The sequence below is a fragment of the Nocardiopsis akebiae genome (assembly GCF_018316795.1).
Lineage (GTDB): Bacteria > Actinomycetota > Actinomycetes > Streptosporangiales > Streptosporangiaceae > Nocardiopsis > Nocardiopsis dassonvillei.
In genome coordinates this window covers 4,531,418-4,548,568 of the sequence record NZ_CP074132.1, presented here as the reverse complement: position 1 = coordinate 4,548,568, position 17,151 = coordinate 4,531,418, and the positions used below count along the sequence as shown (strand labels likewise).

The 17,151-nt window shown below is 72.1% G+C and carries 6 protein-coding genes; 3 read left to right on the top strand and 3 right to left on the bottom strand.

The window, feature by feature from the left end:
- Window positions 1-287: 287 nt before the first annotated feature.
- The 3 genes from KGD83_RS19515 to KGD83_RS19505 are packed head-to-tail and all read right to left on the bottom strand — an operon-like array spanning window position 288 to window position 14,142.
- The gene (locus KGD83_RS19515) at window positions 288-503 is read right to left on the bottom strand and encodes a hypothetical protein (RefSeq protein WP_212640555.1); all 216 of its coding nucleotides are present in this window, start codon (window positions 501-503) and stop codon (window positions 288-290) included.
- On the bottom strand, window positions 500-12,907 hold the full coding sequence (locus KGD83_RS19510) for a protein kinase family protein (protein WP_212640554.1): 12,408 nt from the start codon (window positions 12,905-12,907) through the stop codon (window positions 500-502). Before KGD83_RS19510 ends, KGD83_RS19515 begins: the two co-directional genes overlap by 4 nt.
- Window positions 12,880-14,142, bottom strand: coding sequence for a hypothetical protein (locus KGD83_RS19505; RefSeq protein WP_212640553.1), 1,263 nt, complete (start codon window positions 14,140-14,142; stop codon window positions 12,880-12,882). Before KGD83_RS19505 ends, KGD83_RS19510 begins: the two co-directional genes overlap by 28 nt.
- A gap of 566 nt (window positions 14,143-14,708) precedes the next feature.
- On the opposite strand from KGD83_RS19505, the gene KGD83_RS19500 reads away from it, so the two are divergent.
- The 3 genes from KGD83_RS19500 to KGD83_RS19490 all read left to right on the top strand — a co-directional run bounded on the left by KGD83_RS19500 (window position 14,709) and on the right by KGD83_RS19490 (window position 17,132).
- Window positions 14,709-15,176, top strand: coding sequence for a DeoR/GlpR family DNA-binding transcription regulator (locus KGD83_RS19500; protein WP_249351955.1), 468 nt, complete (start codon window positions 14,709-14,711; stop codon window positions 15,174-15,176).
- Between the two features lie 565 nt (window positions 15,177-15,741).
- Entirely contained in the window at window positions 15,742-16,275 is a 534-nt protein-coding gene (locus tag KGD83_RS19495; protein ID WP_212640551.1) for a hypothetical protein, read from the top strand.
- Window positions 16,269-17,132 (top strand): hypothetical protein, encoded by an 864-nt coding sequence (locus tag KGD83_RS19490; RefSeq protein ID WP_212640550.1) that lies wholly within the window; start codon window positions 16,269-16,271, stop codon window positions 17,130-17,132. The genes KGD83_RS19495 and KGD83_RS19490 overlap by 7 nt, the downstream gene beginning before the upstream one ends.
- Window positions 17,133-17,151 lie beyond the last annotated feature (19 nt).

The following is a 17,151-nucleotide window of genomic DNA, read 5'->3' as shown; positions in this document are numbered from 1 at the left end:
GCGATCGGGTGAATTCCAGGAGAACGGTTCGCGGAAATCATGGAAAGGGCCCTCCGCGAGGAGGGCTGCCATCTTTGTGGTATCGCGCGCGAAGGAGAGGGGGAGTCCCTTCGAGCAATCCTCGGAGCCGGCGGGCGCGGTGGTCCGTGCCGGACGCGGGGTCGTTCGGGTGCCGGGTCACGGGTTTTCCGGTGGGTGGCCGGGCCGGGGCGGGCCCGTTTCCGACGCCTTCGGCGAAGGCGCGCGTGCCGGTCCGGCCCCGGCGGTCGTGTCCAGGGCGGACCCGGTCACTCCGGTTCCTCGAAGTAGCGGACGTAGGCGTTGGACTGCGCGGCGCACTCGTGGAATATCCGCTCGCCGGACCAGCCGCGCGTGGCGCGCAGGCGCGGGATCGCTGCTGCCGTCTCGGGGTCGTGGGCGGTGAGGCTGCCGTCGTCGTGCAGTGTCAGGAACGCCCGTGTCCGCTGTGTGCGGCGGTCCTGGGCATAGAGCACACGGGTCATCGGCCGCCTCCCGCGAGAAGGCTGCTGGTCCCCCGCGCGTTACGGGCCAGCATGTCGAAGCGCTGGATCATCTCGTCGAACCAGCCGGACCGTCCCAGGCGGTCGAACTCGCCGGAGAGCCCGGCGAGCCGGGTCCGCAGGAACCGGATGTCGGCCCGGGTCAGCGGGTTGGCGATCCACGTATTGGCCTCGAAGTCGTAGAAGGGCCGCATGCCGTTGGTGTAGGCCAGCCCCTCCAGGTCGGTGGGGTCCTCCGGGGTGTACTCGTACTTGAACCAGGCCTTGCCGTGGTCGATGCCCGCCACGCGTCCCCCGCCCTGGTCCAGCCAGTTGCCCGGGTTGCGGTCGCCGTTGGCGATCAGCAGGTCCAGCAGGCCCAGCACGTGCCCGTCCCACGTGTTCAGGAGCGGGGACTGCGGGTTGTCCAGGTGGGTGAACCCGGACGCGCCGTTCATGAAGTGCATGAACACCTCGGTCTCACCGATGCGCAGGACACCAGGCACGTTGGCGCCGATGGCGCGGCCCACCAGTGAGGCGAGCTGTTCGGCGTCGGCGCGGTCGCGGGCGAAGGTGGCTCCCTCGGTGTCCTTGTAGACCGCCTGCGCCCCGTTCGCGAAGCGCATGAGAGTGGTGCTGCCGTCGGAGCCGTCCTCGACGAGCTCCTCCTGGTGCACCACATCGAATCCGGTGGTCTCGGCGAGGTCCTGGATACCGGCGAAGGTCCCGTTCCACATCATGAGCGTTTCCATCCGCGCGTCCTGGTCACCGCCTCGGTCCTGCGCGGGCTCCTCGGTCGAAGCCGTGGGCCGGTCGTCGTACTCCTCGGTGGAGTAGCCGTACGAACCGGTGGGGTCCTGGGTGTACTGGAGCGGGGTGGGGTACTGGGAGACCTGCGTGCCTTCGGGGTAGGCCGGGCCCGGGGCCGCCTCGTCGTCGTTGGTGTCCGCGTACCGCTCGGAGGGGTCGGCCTGCGTGCGGTGGCCGTGGTGGCGCCGGTGGTGGCCCGCCATGAAGACCTGGGTCTGTGCGTCCTGGGCTGTGCGGTGCCCGAGGTCTTCGAGCCCGTAGCGGTAGGTGAGGTCGGCGATGACGTCCTCGACCGTGGAGGGCCGATCGCCGTTCTTCTTGTCCGCTGAGATGAGCGTGCTCAGGTCGGGCCTGCTCGGAGGGTTGCCGCCCCACGGGTCGCCGGGATCGGCCGACGGCGTCTCCCGTGTGCGCGCCGTCGGAGCAGGGTCGTAGAAGTCGTCGGCGGGGTCGTCGGTCCGGTGCTGGTCGCTCTCCCGGCTCCGGGGCGCCTGCGCCGCGGGCGGCGGGGTGAGCGTAGCGCTGAACAGCTCGACGATGTCGCTGTGGGGCGGTCCCACCGTGGGTGACGGCTCGGGGGTATCGGTGGCGTCGTCCGACGCGGTCTGGGGGGAGGTGGTCCTCTGCCCGCCCGACCGCTCGCCGTGGCCGGTCCGGTCCCGGCCGTCACCGGACCGGCCCTCTCCCACGTCCTGGGAGCGGCCCTCGTCCGGGCCGCCGTCGCGCCGGCCCGGCTGCTGGTCGCCGCCTCGCCCCGCGGAGCCGGACGCGTCCGCTGACGGCTGGTCGTTACCGCGGGGACCGGTGGAAACGCTGGCGGGAGGCTGGCCGTTCTCCCCGTCCGCGGACACGGCGCCCCGCTGCCCCGGGACCTCGGTCAGGGGGTAGGCCACGATATCGGTCAGCGAGCCGGGCAGGGGGCTGTCGTTTCCGAAACCGGCGTCCAGGAGGCCGAAGGAGGCGTCCTGGGATTTGGGGTCGAGGAAGCCCAGGCCCTCGCTGCCGTAGCCGGAGTGTTTGGGGTCCGGGACGTGGTCGTCGCGGTCCCACCGGGGCGCGGACGGGAAGTCGTCGCCGAACGGCGAGCGCCGGGGACCCTGTACCTGTGTGTCGGGGTAGTCGTACAGGGACATGCCGTCGTCGCTGTCGTCCGAGCCGGAGTCCAGGTCCGGAACCGAGTCGGTGTCCGAGTCGGCGTCCGAGCCGGTGTCGCGTGGGGACGGATCGCCGCTGTCGCGGATGTTGCGTCCACCCTGGTCGCCGCCGCGCGAGGAGTGGCCCTCGCCCCCGCCTGTTCCGCGTTTACGTCCGTCCCCCTCGGGGCCGCGCCTGGTGCCGGAGTCGTCCCTGGTATCGGAGCGGCCGTTTCCGCCGCTGTTCCCGGACCGGCCGCCACTGCCGCCCGAACCGTCCTCGTCCTTCTTCCGGTGGTTCTCGGGACCGTTCCCGGAGTCGTCGTCGGAGTCTGATTCGTCGGAGTCGTCCCCGTCCTTGTCCGCGGGGCCGCCCTCGGACGGCGTCCTCCCCGGATCCGCGTTCGCGGCGAGCCTTTCCAACAGCTTCCGTACGTCTCCGACGCGCTCACGGGCTTCGCGGGAGATGAGCTCGGCGTCGTCCCGGGCCTCCTCGGCGGTCTCCGCGGCCTCCGCCGCACGCTCGGCCGCGGCCGCCGCCTTCTGGGAGGCCTGCTGCGAGGCCCGATGCGCGCTGCGGGCGAGGGCCGCGGCTTTGTCGGCGTTCTCCACGATCGTGTTGGTGGTGCCCTGGACCTGCTTGGCGATCTCCCATGCCTCTTTCGCGCGGGCCCTCGCCGCCCCGGCCTCGCGCACGGTGGTGTCCGCTTCGGTGCGCAGGTCCTCCGCCCGCTGGGCCAGCCGAGACGCGTCCTCGGCTGCCCGGGTCGCGCTCTCCGCGGCGTCACGGGCGGTCCGCCGAGCCTCCTGCGCCCTCGCCCGCGCGTCCTCCGCGTCCCGGCGAGCGGCCTCGTTCCGATTCTCCGCCGTCCTCCGGGGGCCGGTGCCGCCCGACTCCGGCTTCCCCGCGGGGGAGGGCCGGGTGGCCTTCGCCGCCGCCCGGGCGGCGAGGTCCGCGGCGGTGCGGGCCGCGCGGGCGTCGGCCGCGGCCCGCGCCGCGTCCCGGACGGCGTCGGCGGCGCGGTCGCCCACCTCGGCGGCTCTGCCCGCCGCCGCCTCCGCGGCGGTGCGGGCGGCCTTGGCCGCGTCGTAGGCCCGCCGTGCCGCCGCACCGGCGTCCTGGGCGTTCTGGACGGCCTGATCCGCTTTGTCCCTGTGGCCGGACGCGTTGGCGCTGAACTCCTCGGCCCATGTCCGCAGGGCCTCGGCGACCGTGGCCGCCCGGTCGGCCTTCTCCCGCGCGGTGTCGGCTTCCGCTTCCGCCTTCTCGGCCTCCGTCGCGGCCGAGTCCGCCTCCTCCCGCGCGCTGTCGGCGCGATCGGCGATTCCCTGCAGGTCGGGGATCAGGCTGTCGGCCTCGTCGCGCGCCCTCTGCACGGCCCGGTCGCTCACGGCGGTCTCGAGTGCCCGGTACCGCGGCAGGGTCCGGTCGAACTCGTCCCTGAGCCCGTCGACGGTGCCCTCGTGCTCGCCCGCGGTGTCCTGGGCTTCGGTCGCGGAGGTGTTCGCGCGCTCCACGTCGGAGACGGCCTCGCCGACGCGTTCGGTGAAGGCTTCTCGATCGGGTTCGGGCATCCGTGTGAGGGCGTCGTCGCGGAAGGCGTTGAATTCATCGCGAACGGTGGTGGAGTCGCCGTACGCCGTGTCCGCGGCCTCACGCGCGTCACGTTTCCGCCGTACCGCCGAGGGGGCTTCACCGGCACCGCTTCCGGCGTCGGGTGCTCCGTCGCCGGAGCCCGTGAGGAGACGGTCGCCCTCCCGGAGGTCGGCGTTGCCACGGTCCAGGGTGGCCGAGAGGGCGTTCGCGTCATCGTGTGCCCGACGGGCCTCCCGGGCAGCGGTGGCTGCGGTGTCGGAGGCGCGCTCGGCTCGCGCGTCCACGGTGTCCGTGTTCCGCTCCCGGCCGCTCCGGGGGCCGTCGGAGCCCTCCGGGTCCCGCGTGCCGGAATCCCCGGCCGGGGCGGCGTGCTCCGGCGCACGCAGGTTCAGCTCCGACAGGAAGCGGTCGACCAGGTCCTGGCGCGGTCCCGCGGGCGCGGGCTCCGGGGCCGGCGGGGTGACGGTGAGGGTCGGCGGGGAGCCTCCGGCGGCCGTGGCGGCCGTGTTCCCGGTGCCGGTGTTCCCAGCGGTCGTGTCGCCCGTGTCCCCGGTGGCCGGCGCACGGGTCGTCGTCCCCCCGTCGCCGCTCGCCGTGTGCACGGGCGGAACCGTGCCGCCCTCCCTTTCCCGCCCGGTGCCCCCCAGCGTGGAACGCGTGTCGTTCAAGGTCTCGACCAGGGCGTCGATCTGGTCGTTGAAGTCGGACAGCGCCTCTCTGTACTTCTCCTCCTGCGCGTTGTAGGCGCTCTCGGCGCTCCGGTCGCGCGGGGCGGCCGCGTACCCCCGGGCCAGGTCCTCCAGCGGGGCCCGGGTGTCGGCGTACGCGGCCTCCGCCTCGCTGAACTCCTGCCGCGCCTTGTTGACCCGGTCCATTACGGGGGCCAGGTCCTTCGCCTGGTCCGGCGTGAGGAAGCCCATCGCGACCGCGTCGGCCTCCGAGAACCAGCCCGCCATCCTGACCGTGACGTCGTCCATGTTCCAACGGGTGGGCCGGGAGTAGAACGAGCTCCGCGAAAGACCGGGATCGTTCGAGTGGAAAGCGGCGGGCGCCTTGAGCTTGCTCCCCGCGGCGAACGCCCAGGTGGCGTCGTACTCCACGAAGTAGACCGTCCCCTGGCGGAGCTGGTCGGACTCCTGATAGCCCTTGACGGTCTGGTTGGAGCCCCTCTCGTTCCCGTGGGACGAGCTGGTGTTCACCGCCGCCGAACCGGTGTGGATGCCCTCGTGGTTGTCGTAGGGGAGGCCGCCGGTGGTCAGCCCGGACGGGCGGAACTCTCCGCCGCGGCCCTGGCCCCCGCCCTGGGAGTCGCCGAAGCTGTGCGTACGGGGCTGGACACGGGAGTCGCTGAGCTGGCTTCCCGGCAGCGCGTCCAGGATCCTCGCGCCCTGGCTGCTCGGCACGACCTTGGCGCCCCAGCCGGTGCGGCTGATGTCCGTGAACCGCACACCGTCGGAGTTGCGTGAGGCCGAGGGGTACACGCCCTTGATGGCCTTGTCGGTGAGGCTGTGGTCGATCTGGTTGTACACCGGGTCCTGGCCGTAGGCGTCGGCGAGGTAGGCGCGCGCCGCGTTCGCCGTGGCGCGGGTCGGCTGCCCCCCTTCGGGGGTCTCCGCGGGTGGCTGCCAGCCGAGGGACCGGGCGATGACGACGTTTGCCTTGTCGCGCAGCGCCTGTCCGCCGTCCTCCACCATGACCGGCTTGGTGACGGCTGTGTCGTTGCCGGGCCGGGGGCCGGCGTCGTCCGACCAGTTGCGCAACGCGTCGGACACGGACGCGTAGACGGGCGCGCCGGGCCGCCGCGTCGTGCCGCCGTCCTCCGTGTCGGCGCGCTCGTCCCCGGCCGGGTCGGTCGCCGTCCGCTCACCGGTGCCGTCCCCGCCCTCCGCCTCCGGGAGGGTGCTCCGGTCGGCTGGAGCGTCCCGCGTGGGGCCGGTGCCGTCCTCGGGTGAGGCGGGGGGAGGCGTCGGCGCTTCGGCGCCGTTGTCCCGCGTGTCCTCTCCCGTGGTGGTGGTCTCCGGGGGGTCGAAGGTCATGTAAGCGAACGGGTACAGCGTCTCCACCCGCCCGCTGTCAGCGGCGCCCGTGTACGTCGACCGCGCGGGGTTGCCGTTCTCCCCGCCCTTGGGCTTGCCGAGTTCCAGTGTGAGGGTCAGCCTCGTGTCCGCGCCGACCTTGGCGTACGGGGTGTTCAGGTGGAGTTCGACGGTGCGGGCGTCGTCCTGGGCCACTCCGGACGAGCGGCCGTCGTTGCCGGATGAGGACACCGCTCCGGCGGGGGCGCCGAACAGCGGACGGGCCTCCGGCTGCCCGTCCGCCCCCTGGCCGTCCTGGGGGTAGGGGAGGGGCTGCAGCAGCGTGCCGTCCGCGCCCACGGTCGTGCCGGTCCCCCTGCTCCTCGAGCTCGCGTCGGTCGACTTCCACGTGTGCGACTCGATGTAGTAGCCGGACTGGCCGACGTATGAGACGTCGGTGCGGTTCGGGTCCCTGGTCAGGTTCACGTAGACCTTCGCGGGGGTGGCCCAGCGCATGCTGTGCGGCCCCGAGTCCGGGGAGGGCTCGGGCCCCATCGCGCGGACCTTGACCGGTACCGGGACGGTGGGGTCCGGGTTCTGGCCCAGGTGCGTGGTCAGTTTCTGGAGCAGGGCCTCCCGGCCGCCGCCCGTCAGTTCCAGTCCGTTCCGGGCGAGGTCGTTCACGAGCTCCTGGATGGCGGCCTCGGGGTCGGCGGGCTGGATCTGCCTGCCGTTGTCCTCGAACCCGGGGCGCACCCGAGCGGTATCGGGCGTCTTCGGGTTGGGCTGCGGGGACAGGTCCACCCCCGTCCCGCTCTCGTTGGGGGTCGCCCGGTCCATCACCAGCCCCTCCTGCTGGGCGTCGCGGGAGTGCACGTAGCCCGCGAGCAGGTTCTGGACGGGGGCCGTCCACCCGTGGAACAGGGTCTTCCAGTTCAGGGGCGGGCCGACGCTCCAGTTCTTCGTGAACTCGATCGCCTGGGTCAGGCGACCGGAGGCGCGGAAGGCGTACGCCTTGGTGTTGTCCGGGATGAACAGCACCGACGACGTGAACGAGGAGGCCTGGGTCTGCGATCTGCCGCGTGAGAAGAACGTCCGGTAGACGGAGGGCCCCAGCAGCGGGATCGGCCTGACGGCCTCGCTGGGCAGGGAGCCGTCCGAGGGGTACGGGTTGGGGTTGCGGCCCCCGCTCCCCCCGAACTTGGGACCCAGGCTTCCGCTCAGGGAGGAGTTGGTGGACAGTGTCACCTCGCTGCCGCCGTTCCACCGCATCTGGGCGTCGATGGGGCGGAAGTCGGTGAGGGCGTCGATGTCGACCTTGGTGGCGATGGTGGCGCGGACGTCGTGGGGTGACCAGAATCCGCCGCTCATCTCCTGGCGGATGCGGGAGCCCGAAGGCGTGGTCGCGCTCTTGCTCGTGGCGAGTTCCTCCGCCGACAGGTGGTTCTCGAACTGCCGACCGCCCCCGGAGGACTGGGAGAGGAAGGACTCGAGCTTGCGCCGGTAACCGTCGTGGAGTCCGCTGCGTGTGTCGGAGAAGGTCCGGTACGTCTCCTCCAGCAGCCCGCGCATGCCCCGGCTCCCGGCGTCGAAGTGGGTGTTCACGCGCTCGAAGGTGCCGCCTATGCGGCGGATCGCCTGGGCGCGGGTCTGGTCCAGGGTCGGCGGTCCCTGCTGGGGGCGGTCGGAGGGGGCGTCGTCGCCGTTCCTGTCGTCTCCTGGAGGAGTGCTGTCCGGCGTCGTCCCGGTGGTGGTGTCCGTGGTGCCTGGGGGAGGCGGTGGGGTGAGGGTGGTCGGCTGGTCGGTGCCGGTGGTGTTCGCGGTGGTGTTCTGGGGAAGGGGGACGACCTCGGTGCCCCCGCCGAACAGCCGTCCCCAGGTCTGCACGGCCCCGTCCCGGATCACGGTCCACCGGCCTCCACGGTCGTCGCCCGCCGTGTCGCCCGTGGTCGTTCGCGGAACGAAGTTCCGGATGATCATGTCCCGTGCCTGCTCGGGTGTGAGCGGTTCCCGGCCGAGCGTCGTGGCGGGCGCGGTGTCCTCGGCGGTGTCCGTCCGCGCGGAGTCCCCTTCCCGCGTGGCGGGGGTGTCGGTGGCCTCGGGGGTGTCGCGGGTCTCCCGTCCGTCGGAGGAGGTGACGGTCTCGCCGTCGCGGGTCGTCTCCGTCGGGTCGGACACGGTGTTCGGGGCGTCGGAGGCCGTCGGCGGCATCTTGGGCGTGAGGAGGAAGGCCTGGGCCTCCATCCCGTCCCCCAGGAGCGGGGTGCCGCGTTCGCGCTGGGACTGGTCGCCGCGCGCCATGCCGATGTCGTCGTGCTCGAACAGCCGTGCCGTGAATCGGGTGTTGGACGTCCACACGTCGGAGTCCACGTTGAACAGCACCGTCTCCTCGGAGCTGTGCGCGAGGCCCTGGCTGGAGCCCTTGCCCGTGTTCAGGGACGCGTTCAACGAGGCCGAGGGGTTTCCCAGGACCCGGGGGACGCCGCGTGCGTCGCCGCCCTCGTCGGTGCGCACGCTGGCGCCCGCGGTGATGCTGAGCGTGTGGCTGACGCCCGACCCCTTCGTGGTGGTGATCCCGGCCGAGCCCGCGAACCGGGCGCCCCCGCTGGCGGTCGTGTCCTCCCGGTGGACCAGGCGGTCGAAGTCGCCGTATACGCGCACGGTCACGGTCCCGGGTCGGCCGCCCCTGTCCTTGCGGATCATCTTCGGGTCGATGACGGCGGATTCCTTGAGACGGACCGGAACACCGTCGCCGGGCAGGTCGGAGGCACCGCTCCTGAGCCCGGACTCGGAGAGCGCGTTGAGGACCTTCAGGGTGTTCTCCCGCGCCGTGTCCGCGTTGCGGCGCAGGCCCCAGCGTTCGCGGAAGCTGCGGACCGCGTCCGTGTCCATGTGGCTGGGGCGGACGGCGTAGTCCTTGTTGGTCCGGGCCAGGTCCGGGATGACCATTCCGGGGCGCTTCTCGGCGATGGCGCTGAGCACGCGGTACGCCAGGTCGTCGTAGAAGGAGCGCTTCGGTGAGGAAGGAGACTGGCTGTCCCCGGTGGTGTCCGTCCCCTCGCCGTTGTCCTCGGGAGGGGGCGGGGGGAGGTGGTCGAACCCGCGTACGGTGGCCCCGCTGAGGTCGGTGGGGCGGTCCACCGCGAGGTTCGGGAAAGGGGGCCGGGGCGGTGCGGTCGACCCACCGTCCGGGTCCGGTGCCTTGGACGGTTCGCCGTTGAGCTGGCGGGCGTCCTCGATCGTGAGCAGCTCGACGGAGTTCCCCTCGAAGCGGTGTGCCCGCGGTTCGCCCTGGAAGCGGACGTAGTAGTCGCGCTTGACGTCGTAGGCCGCGTGGCCGGAGGGGGCGTGCACGACATGGCTGTTCGTCCCCGAGGTGTTGAGGGCGGTCCCCGTGCTCTTCTCGAACTTCGCCGAGTACTCCACGAAGGGCAGGTCCAGCCGGACGCTCTTGCCGTTGGGCAGTTCGAGCCAGATGCCGAAGCCGCCGCCGACCGAACCGGACGCCATCGCGGAGTGGTTCACGCTGGAGGAGTCGCCCTTGACCGCGGTGTTGCTGTGCAGGAAGTCGACCAGGTCGGGGGCGAAGTCCTTGCGGTTGTACTCGGTCGACACCGACCACATCCGCATGATGCGGGGACGGGTGTCGGGGAACACGATCCGGATGTGCGCGGAACCGTTGGACATCTGCGGCAGGTACTGCTGGACCCGGTCGTTGTCGAAGGTGCGCTCGATCCGGTCGCGGTACTCGTTGTCGCGCCGCTCCTTCCTGGAGGGGGTGTGGTCCCCTCCCCGGCTCCCCTCGGGGCGGGGGCCCAGGAGGTGGTCGGCGAGCCAGGTCCCCAGAGTGCCCTTCCCCGGTCGGCCGCCGCCCGTCGTCGCGCCGGTGCCGTCTTCGCGGTCGCCTTCGCGGCGACGGCCGGTCCCGCCGTCGCCGGACGTGGTGTCCCCGCCGGTTCCGCTGTCGGATGTCGCGGGGACCGGGGAGAAACGGGTGATCTCGAGCGGGTGGCTGGCTCCCACGAACGGCCGGTTGACCGGCTCGCGGTTCCCGTTCGCGTCCACCGGCCCGTTGTCGGGCACGATGCGCTGAGGGGCGTCTGGGGAGGAGACCGCCTCGCCCGGCAGGTTCATGGCCAGTCCGTTGTACGCGGTCCCCTCCCGGACGTGCGGCGAGGTGAGGCCGGGGCCGTTGACGGACATCCTCATGCCCAGGTCACCGACGTAGATGCTCGGGGCTCCGAGCAGCTCGATGCCGCTGGCGGCGTTGGCGCTGTTCGAGGCCGATCCGCCGGTGCCCCGAACCCTCATGCCGCCCCGCCCGCCCACGGCCCCGATCGGTCCGGCGTCGTTGCCGTCGATGCCCGTCACGTAGAAGGGGCTGAACGTGAACTTGCCGCCGACGGTCTTGCCCGCGCCGCGTGACCCGCCGTCGCTGGAATCCACCCCGGGGCCGTTGTCGTGGAGCCTCAGGAACCTGGAGTCCCCGCCGCCGCCCGGGACCTCGGTGTCGACGTGGTAGAAGTCGTCGCCGAGGGAGCGCAGATCGATGTCGGCGCTCCACGTCTGCCCGTCGTGCGTGGTGCTGACGGTGTGTCCGTCCTCGCGGAGGAAGGGGCGCGGCCCCTCCCTCGTGAGGATGTCCACCACGCGGTCGACGATCCCCTGCCGTGCGGGGTCGGGCATCCCCGGAGTGTCGGCCAGGACGTCGTCGACGAACCCCGGCAGGTGCTCGGCGAAGAGCATGTGCGGCCCGACGAGGGTCGACGTGGTCAGGTAGCCGAGGTCGTAGCTCTGACCGCTCCGGTCCGGCACGAAGCCGCCGTCGTAGGTGAGGGACGGCGGGGGCGTGCCCTCCGGCGGCGCTTCCTCCGGCGGAGTCCCCTCCGGGCGAAGGGGCGGGTCGGTGTCGAGGGGTTCGAGCCGGATGTCCCTGCTGGTACCACCCAGGGGGACGGGGCCGGTGTCGCCGCTCGGGCCCGCGGGACTCTCCAGGACGGTCATGACGGTGACCGGTTGGTCGGTGCGCAGCAGGTCGGCCTGCATCCGGGCGAGGCCGTCGTAGTTGCGGTAGGCCTCGTTGGCCTCGCGCTGTGCCTCGTGGGCACGGGCGCGCAGGTCGGCGGCGTCGGGGCGGCCCTGGCTCTCGGCCTCCCTGGTCTGGTCGACCAGGTCCTGGGCGCGTTGGTAGCCGCTGATCGCGTCCTTGATGCTGGCGGAGGCCATCTCCCCGAGCCGTGTGGCGGTGGTGATCCTGTCCGAGGCGGCCTGGGGGGAGGGAACCTCCTGGCGGCCGGGGGCCGACGGCGGGGGTTGGGGAGCGTCCACCGGCTCCGGTCGCCGTTCGGAGCTGTGTGCGGTGTCGGACTCCTTTCGCTGCCCGTCGGTCGAGCCGCCGGTGTCGTCCTGTCCGGTGGTGTCGCCGGTGGTCTCGGTCTGCGGCGCGGGAGTCGGGCTCTCGGTGGTGGGGCGCGCGTCGTCACCGGTCGTCTCACCCGCGGCCGTGTCCGGAGCGGCGGTCTCGTCGGCGCGCTGGGACGGGCGTCCGCCGCTGCCGTCCTCGCCGGTACCGCGCGCACCGTCGCCGTTCGTCCCCTGGGGGGAGGAGTCCGGCGCGCGGTTGTCGCTGGTGCGCTGGGGCGCGCGTCCGCCGCTGTCTGGGGTGGTGTTCTGCGGTGTGTTCGCGGGTGGTGCGGTGGTCTGGCCCGCGGGGGGTGCCACGGCCGCGGGGGCGGGGGTGTGCCGCTGCTCTGGAGCGGGGTCGGGGCGGTCGTTCGGGTTGGTGTCGCCGGTGTCCCTGTTGTCGCCGGTGTTTTCCGGGTGGGGTGTGGGCTGCTCGGTGCCGGGGGGCGGGTCCGTCATCGGGTTGTCGGGGACGATGGCGTTGAGGAAGTTCACGGTCAGGGGACCGTCGTTGGCTCCGGGATGGAAGGGACCGCCGCTCGGTGCGGGGTGTGGGGTGTCGGCGGCGTGGAAGGGGTCCTTGCCGGGGTCGGGGGTCTTGAGGGGGTCGGGCGCCAGGGTGGGGGCGTCCTCGTCCCGGTGCACGCCGACGCCGTCGTCGAAGGTCCGGTCGCGGTGCTCGGGCCCGCCGGACTCGCTGTCGGTGTCGGTGTCGCCGTAGTCGGAGCCGGTGTCGCTGACCAGGTCGGGGACGTCGTCGACCTCGGGAACACCGTCACGGTTACCGGTCCCCTGCCCGGAGGACTCCGGAGCACCGTCGCGGTCTCGCTCCAAGACCGAGCCGTTGCCGTGCGAGGGCGACCCGTCGTCCCGCGGGGACGGCACGGGAACCCCGTCGCGGTCCTCTTGCCGGTGGGAGCGGTCACCGCCGCGCTCGGGGGCACGGTCACCGTCCTGGTCGGGACCGCCGTCTCCCTGCGCCCAGGGGTTGGTGCCGCCGGGGCCGACGCGGTTACCGCTCTGGCCGCTGATGTCCTCACTCGTGGTTTCGGTCGGGGGTGGTGGTACCGACAGGTCGGGTGGGGTCTTGAGCAGGTCCATACCGCGCAGGGCCCCGTCGGTGGCGCCCTGCTGGATACCGGCCTGGGAGGCGCCCGCGGTGGCCGACCACACCGAGGCCTGCCAACCGCGTCCGTCCATGAGGCTGCCCAGCCCCTCGCCCAGGTAGCCCTCCAGGGCTCCGGAGCCGAGGCTGCCCCCGGTCTGCTGGGCGTAGGCGCTGGCGGTGGAGAAGTAGTCGTTGAGGGGTTGGCGCAGGTTGACGGGCACGTCGGACAGGTGGTCGCGCATGTGCGGGGGCAGACGGTCCCCGATGCTCTGGCGCAGGTGCTGGCCCAGGGCGGGGTCGTTCCAGTGCCGGGTCAGGGCGCGGGCGTAGTCGCGGCCCAACTCGCGCGCCGCTTGGTGGCCCAGGTGGTCGCCGAAGTGGCGGGCGAACAGGTCGGCGAACTCCTCGCGGGCGGCGGCGGCCTTGGCGGGGTTGTCGAAGGCGCCCGCGCCGGGGGCGCTGCCGGGGTGGTAGGGGTCAGGAGTTCGTCGTTGTGGCGGCCCAGGATCTGGGCCAGGTCCTTGTTCAGGGTCGGTGGCGCCAGGGGTGTGCTGGTCGGGTCGTTTTTGGGTGTGGGGGAGTCCGGGCCCCGGTCGGGGCTGGTGGGCGGGTCGTCCTTGACGGGTCCGGTGGGGGGCGCGTCGGGTCCGCCGCCGGGGGGCGGCGTGTCGGTGTCGCGGCCGGGTCCGTTGGTGGGCGGGTCGTCCTTGACGGGTCCGGTGGGGGGCGTGTCGGGTCCGCCGCCGGGGGGCGGTCCGGGCGGGTCCTCGGGGCTCGGGCGCAAAGGGGGGCCGGGTGGTGGGGGGCCGCTCTCGCCGGTGGTGCGGGTCAGGGGCGGGGGGTCGGGCAGGTCGTCGAGGTTCTTCAGGCCGATGTTGAACAGGTCGGTGAGGTTCTTGGCGAACAGGGTGTCCAGGCCCGCGGAGAGCAGGGCGGAGAGCAGGCCCTCGGCGGCGGCTCCGGTGTGGGCGCTTTGGGTGAGTTTCTTGTCCTGGTGGTGGCGGGTGCCGCGGCCGATCTGGATGCGCTGGATGATGCTGTCCATGCTCGCGAAGATCTGGCTGAGGATCTGGTGGCTGGGCACGGTGAAGGCGAGCCAGGCCAGGATGCGGCGCATGGCCAGGCTGCGGATGGCCTTGAAGACGGGGATCCACTTGAGGGAGGCGCCGAAGGTGAACTTGGCGGTGGCGATGGCCCAGGCGATCTCGACCAGGAGTTGGACGAACTGGCCGATGACCATCATGTGCATGTACTCGACGTTGGCGCGGGCCTTGAAGAGTTCGGTGGACATGACGGTGGAGTTGTTCTGGGCGGAGCCGACGTAGTTGTTGTCGCCCTTGGTGAACTGGTCCAGGGAGCGTTCGTAGTAGTCGGCGGTCTTGCCGTCGAAGTGGCGGCGGGCGTGGGAGCGGCTGAGGGCGAGGAGTTCCTCGAGGTGTTGCAGGCGTTGGGTGAGGGTGCCGTAGACCTCGGAGGCGCGGCCGAGTTCGAAGAGTCCGGCGCGGGGGACCTCGATGCCGGTGAGGACCTTGATCGCGTCGCGTGAGGAGTCGGACATGTTCGGGTCCAACGGCATGCCTACTCTCCCCTCCCGCTCGCTTCCCGGCGAGAGAATTGAAGGTAGCACCAGTACGCTTGAATGTGGAAGTAGTTGTTCTTCTGTTTCCGTTCTCGTCCGTATACGTTGCGTTGCCCGCCCGGCGGTTGTGGTAGATGTGCCTGCGGACGTCCTCCGCCCCGGATCCGGGGTCGGCTCGCCCCCTCGACGGAGCCGCCTCGCAGGTCGGCGGTGCTCCCCGAGGCTGCCGCGCGGGCTTATGTTGTCATTTCGCAACGATTTCCCCCGAACAGTGGGGGTATTCGCATACCGTTCCCTCTTGGCCGGGATCTTTGCTCCGCCGGGAAACAGAGGGCCCGATCGGATTCGCTCGGCGGGCGGAGAGAACGGCTTCCTCGGTCAAGGGGTTGACCATCGACGGATCGGAGGACCTTGTGAGTGGTCTCAGCGGTTGTGTTACGACTGTCGGTCATCCGGCGCGAGCGAACGCCACGACGACACCGTCCGGAACGGGGCGGCTCTCGGCCGCCGAGGGCAGGATCGCCAGGGCCGCGTTGTCGGAACTGCCGTACGATGGGGTGATCATGCTCGACGCCGGGTTGATGGCCGAGCGGATCGCGTGGCTGCTTCCCGTCGGCTGCGGGCTGAACGTCCTGACGAACTCGGTCCCCGTAGCGCTGGGACTGGCGTCGCGTCGCGACATCTCCGTGCACCTGCTGGGGGGACGTGTGAGCGCGGCGGCCGGCACCACGCTCTCCTCCGCGCGCCTGCTGGAGCAGCTCCACGTCGACGTGGCCTTCGTGGTCGCCGACGGTGTGTCCCCCGAGCGAGGCCTGACCTGTGCCGACCCCGCGGAGGTGACGACCAGGCAGGCCGTGGTGCGGGCCTCGTCCAGGGTCGTGCTGCTGGCGGACCACACCAGGATCGGCGGCGACCGCATCGCCCGCTTCGCGCGGCTGCGCGAGATGGACTGCCTCATCACCGACACCGGCACCGCTCCCGAGGACGTCCGCAGGCTGCGCGGACGCGGCCCGCGCGTGCTCGTGGTCTGAGTCCTCTTCGCCTGTCGGCGCGTCCGAAACGCAGACGGGTGTGTCGCGCTCCACACCCCGGGGCTCTTCCGCCCCGCCTCCGTCCCGTTCCGCGGCCCGGAGGCGGGGAAAGAGTCCTGACTGTTATGTCGTTCAGATGTTGTTTCGCGTGTGTTTGTCGGAGAGAAGTAGGTGTGTGGTCTTCCCGGGCTGACTCGAGGCCGGGATGTACGTAGGCTCGACCCGCTGACAGTCACAGAAGGGGCACGGGGGTTGTTACGGCAGGCGACTTCTCTATAAGCTCACGCAAGGACAGATAAAACCCAACCAATACCACGTGGTTTCGGTCAGTCCTCGGGCTCCGCCCCGCGCGACTCGGGTCACGCCAGCCCGCGGCGGACCGCAACCCGGGCGGAGGATCCCCTCCTCGGCCCGTTCCGCTCGACGGCCTCCGCGTCCGGTCCCGTGACCTCCCGGCGCAGGAGACCGTCCCCGCCCCTCGTCGGAAGGGAAAGGGCCCGTTCACCGGGTCGGTTCCGCCATGCTGCACCACCCCTCCCCTTCCAAGGCAGTGGAGAACGCACCGATGACGACAGCCGCGAGAAGAACCGGTGCCGTCCCGCGCGCGGCGGCGGTCGCGGTATGCTGCGCAGTCCTCGCCCTGGCCGCGGGCTGCGCGTCCTCCGATGACTCTGCTTCAGGGGCGGAGGCCGCACCGAGCACCCCGGCCGCCCCGTCCGGTGAGGAGGAGGCCGCGGCGCTCGCCGCCTACACCGGCATGTGGGACACGGTCGTGGCCGCCTCCCACGAGGGCGGCGAAGTTCCCCCCGAACTCCAGGACTACGCCGTGGGCGGCGCCTACGCCCTCATGAGCGCTGCCCTGGAGGGCGCCCGCACCTCCGGCGCGCAGGTCACCGGCGAACCCGCCCTCGACCCCGTCGCCGCGGTCGAGGGGCCCGACAACGCGACGGTCGAGGACTGCCTCGACGACTCCGCGTGGAACCTCGGCGTGGGCGGCTCCTCCGGGCAGGGTCCGCGCCTCGTCGAGGCCACACTCGTTCACGACGGACTCGCCTGGCGCGTGTCCGACCTCAGGATCTGGGAAGCGGGATCATGCTGAGACTCGTACGACCCGCGGCCACGGCCGCGGTACTGACCCTGCTGGCGGCCGGAGCCGTCGCCACTCCGGCGCAGGCCGACGAGGGCTCCTTCCTCGGCCAGGTCGAGTGCGGCAGCTCGGGCGGCCTGGGCTGCTCGATCCTGCTGCGCTGGTGGCAGACCCACGCCGGTCAGCAGGGCTCCGGCGGCTCCGGAGGCTCCGGCGACCCGGGCGCCCCGGCAGCCCCCTCCGACGGCGTCGACTGGAACGCCATCGACTGGGACGCGATCGACTGGTCCCAGGTGGACTGGGACGCCATCGACTGGGACGCCATCGACTACAGCGGAGAGGGGGAGACCCCCACCGACCCGGTCACCCTCATCCAGGAGTCCATGGCCGACTTCGAGCTGCCCCCGCCCCGGATCGAGACCTCCCCGGGCAGCGGCTCCCTGGTCCTGGTCAACACCCCCGTGTGGCTGTGGGTGGAGTCCCAGGACTGGGAGGCCGCCGAGGCCTCCGCCGAGGTCCAGGACTGGTCCCTCACGGTCACCGCCACGCCCACGTCCACCGTCTGGAACCTGGGCGACGGCACGCAGATCCGCTGCGAGGGCCCCGGAACCCCCTTCGACCCGGCCGTGCACGACCCCGAGTCGGCCTCCCCCGACTGCGGGCACGTCTACACCCTGCCCTCCGCCAGTCAGCCCGGCGGTGTCTACCCCGTCTCCGTCCAGGTCGGCTGGGACGTGGGCTGGGAGCTCTCCGAGGGCGAGTTCGCCGGGGGCGAGACGGGCGCGCTCGACTCGGTCACCACGACCTCGCAGGTCGAACTCCAGGTGGACGAATCCCAGGGCCTGGTCACCGGCACCGGCAACCGCTAACACCGAAAGAAGACGACAG

Excerpts from the sequence above, each read along its gene's own strand:
- KGD83_RS19515 (WP_212640555.1), bottom strand. The coding sequence starts at position 503 with ATGACCCGTGTGCTCTATGCCCAGGACCGCCGCACACAGCGGACACGG.
- KGD83_RS19505 (WP_212640553.1), bottom strand. The coding sequence starts at position 14,142 with ATGCCGTTGGACCCGAACATGTCCGACTCCTCACGCGACGCGATCAAG.
- KGD83_RS19500 (WP_249351955.1), top strand. The coding sequence starts at position 14,709 with ATGCTCGACGCCGGGTTGATGGCCGAGCGGATCGCGTGGCTGCTTCCC.
- KGD83_RS19495 (WP_212640551.1), top strand. The coding sequence starts at position 15,742 with ATGACGACAGCCGCGAGAAGAACCGGTGCCGTCCCGCGCGCGGCGGCG.
- KGD83_RS19490 (WP_212640550.1), top strand. The coding sequence starts at position 16,269 with ATGCTGAGACTCGTACGACCCGCGGCCACGGCCGCGGTACTGACCCTG.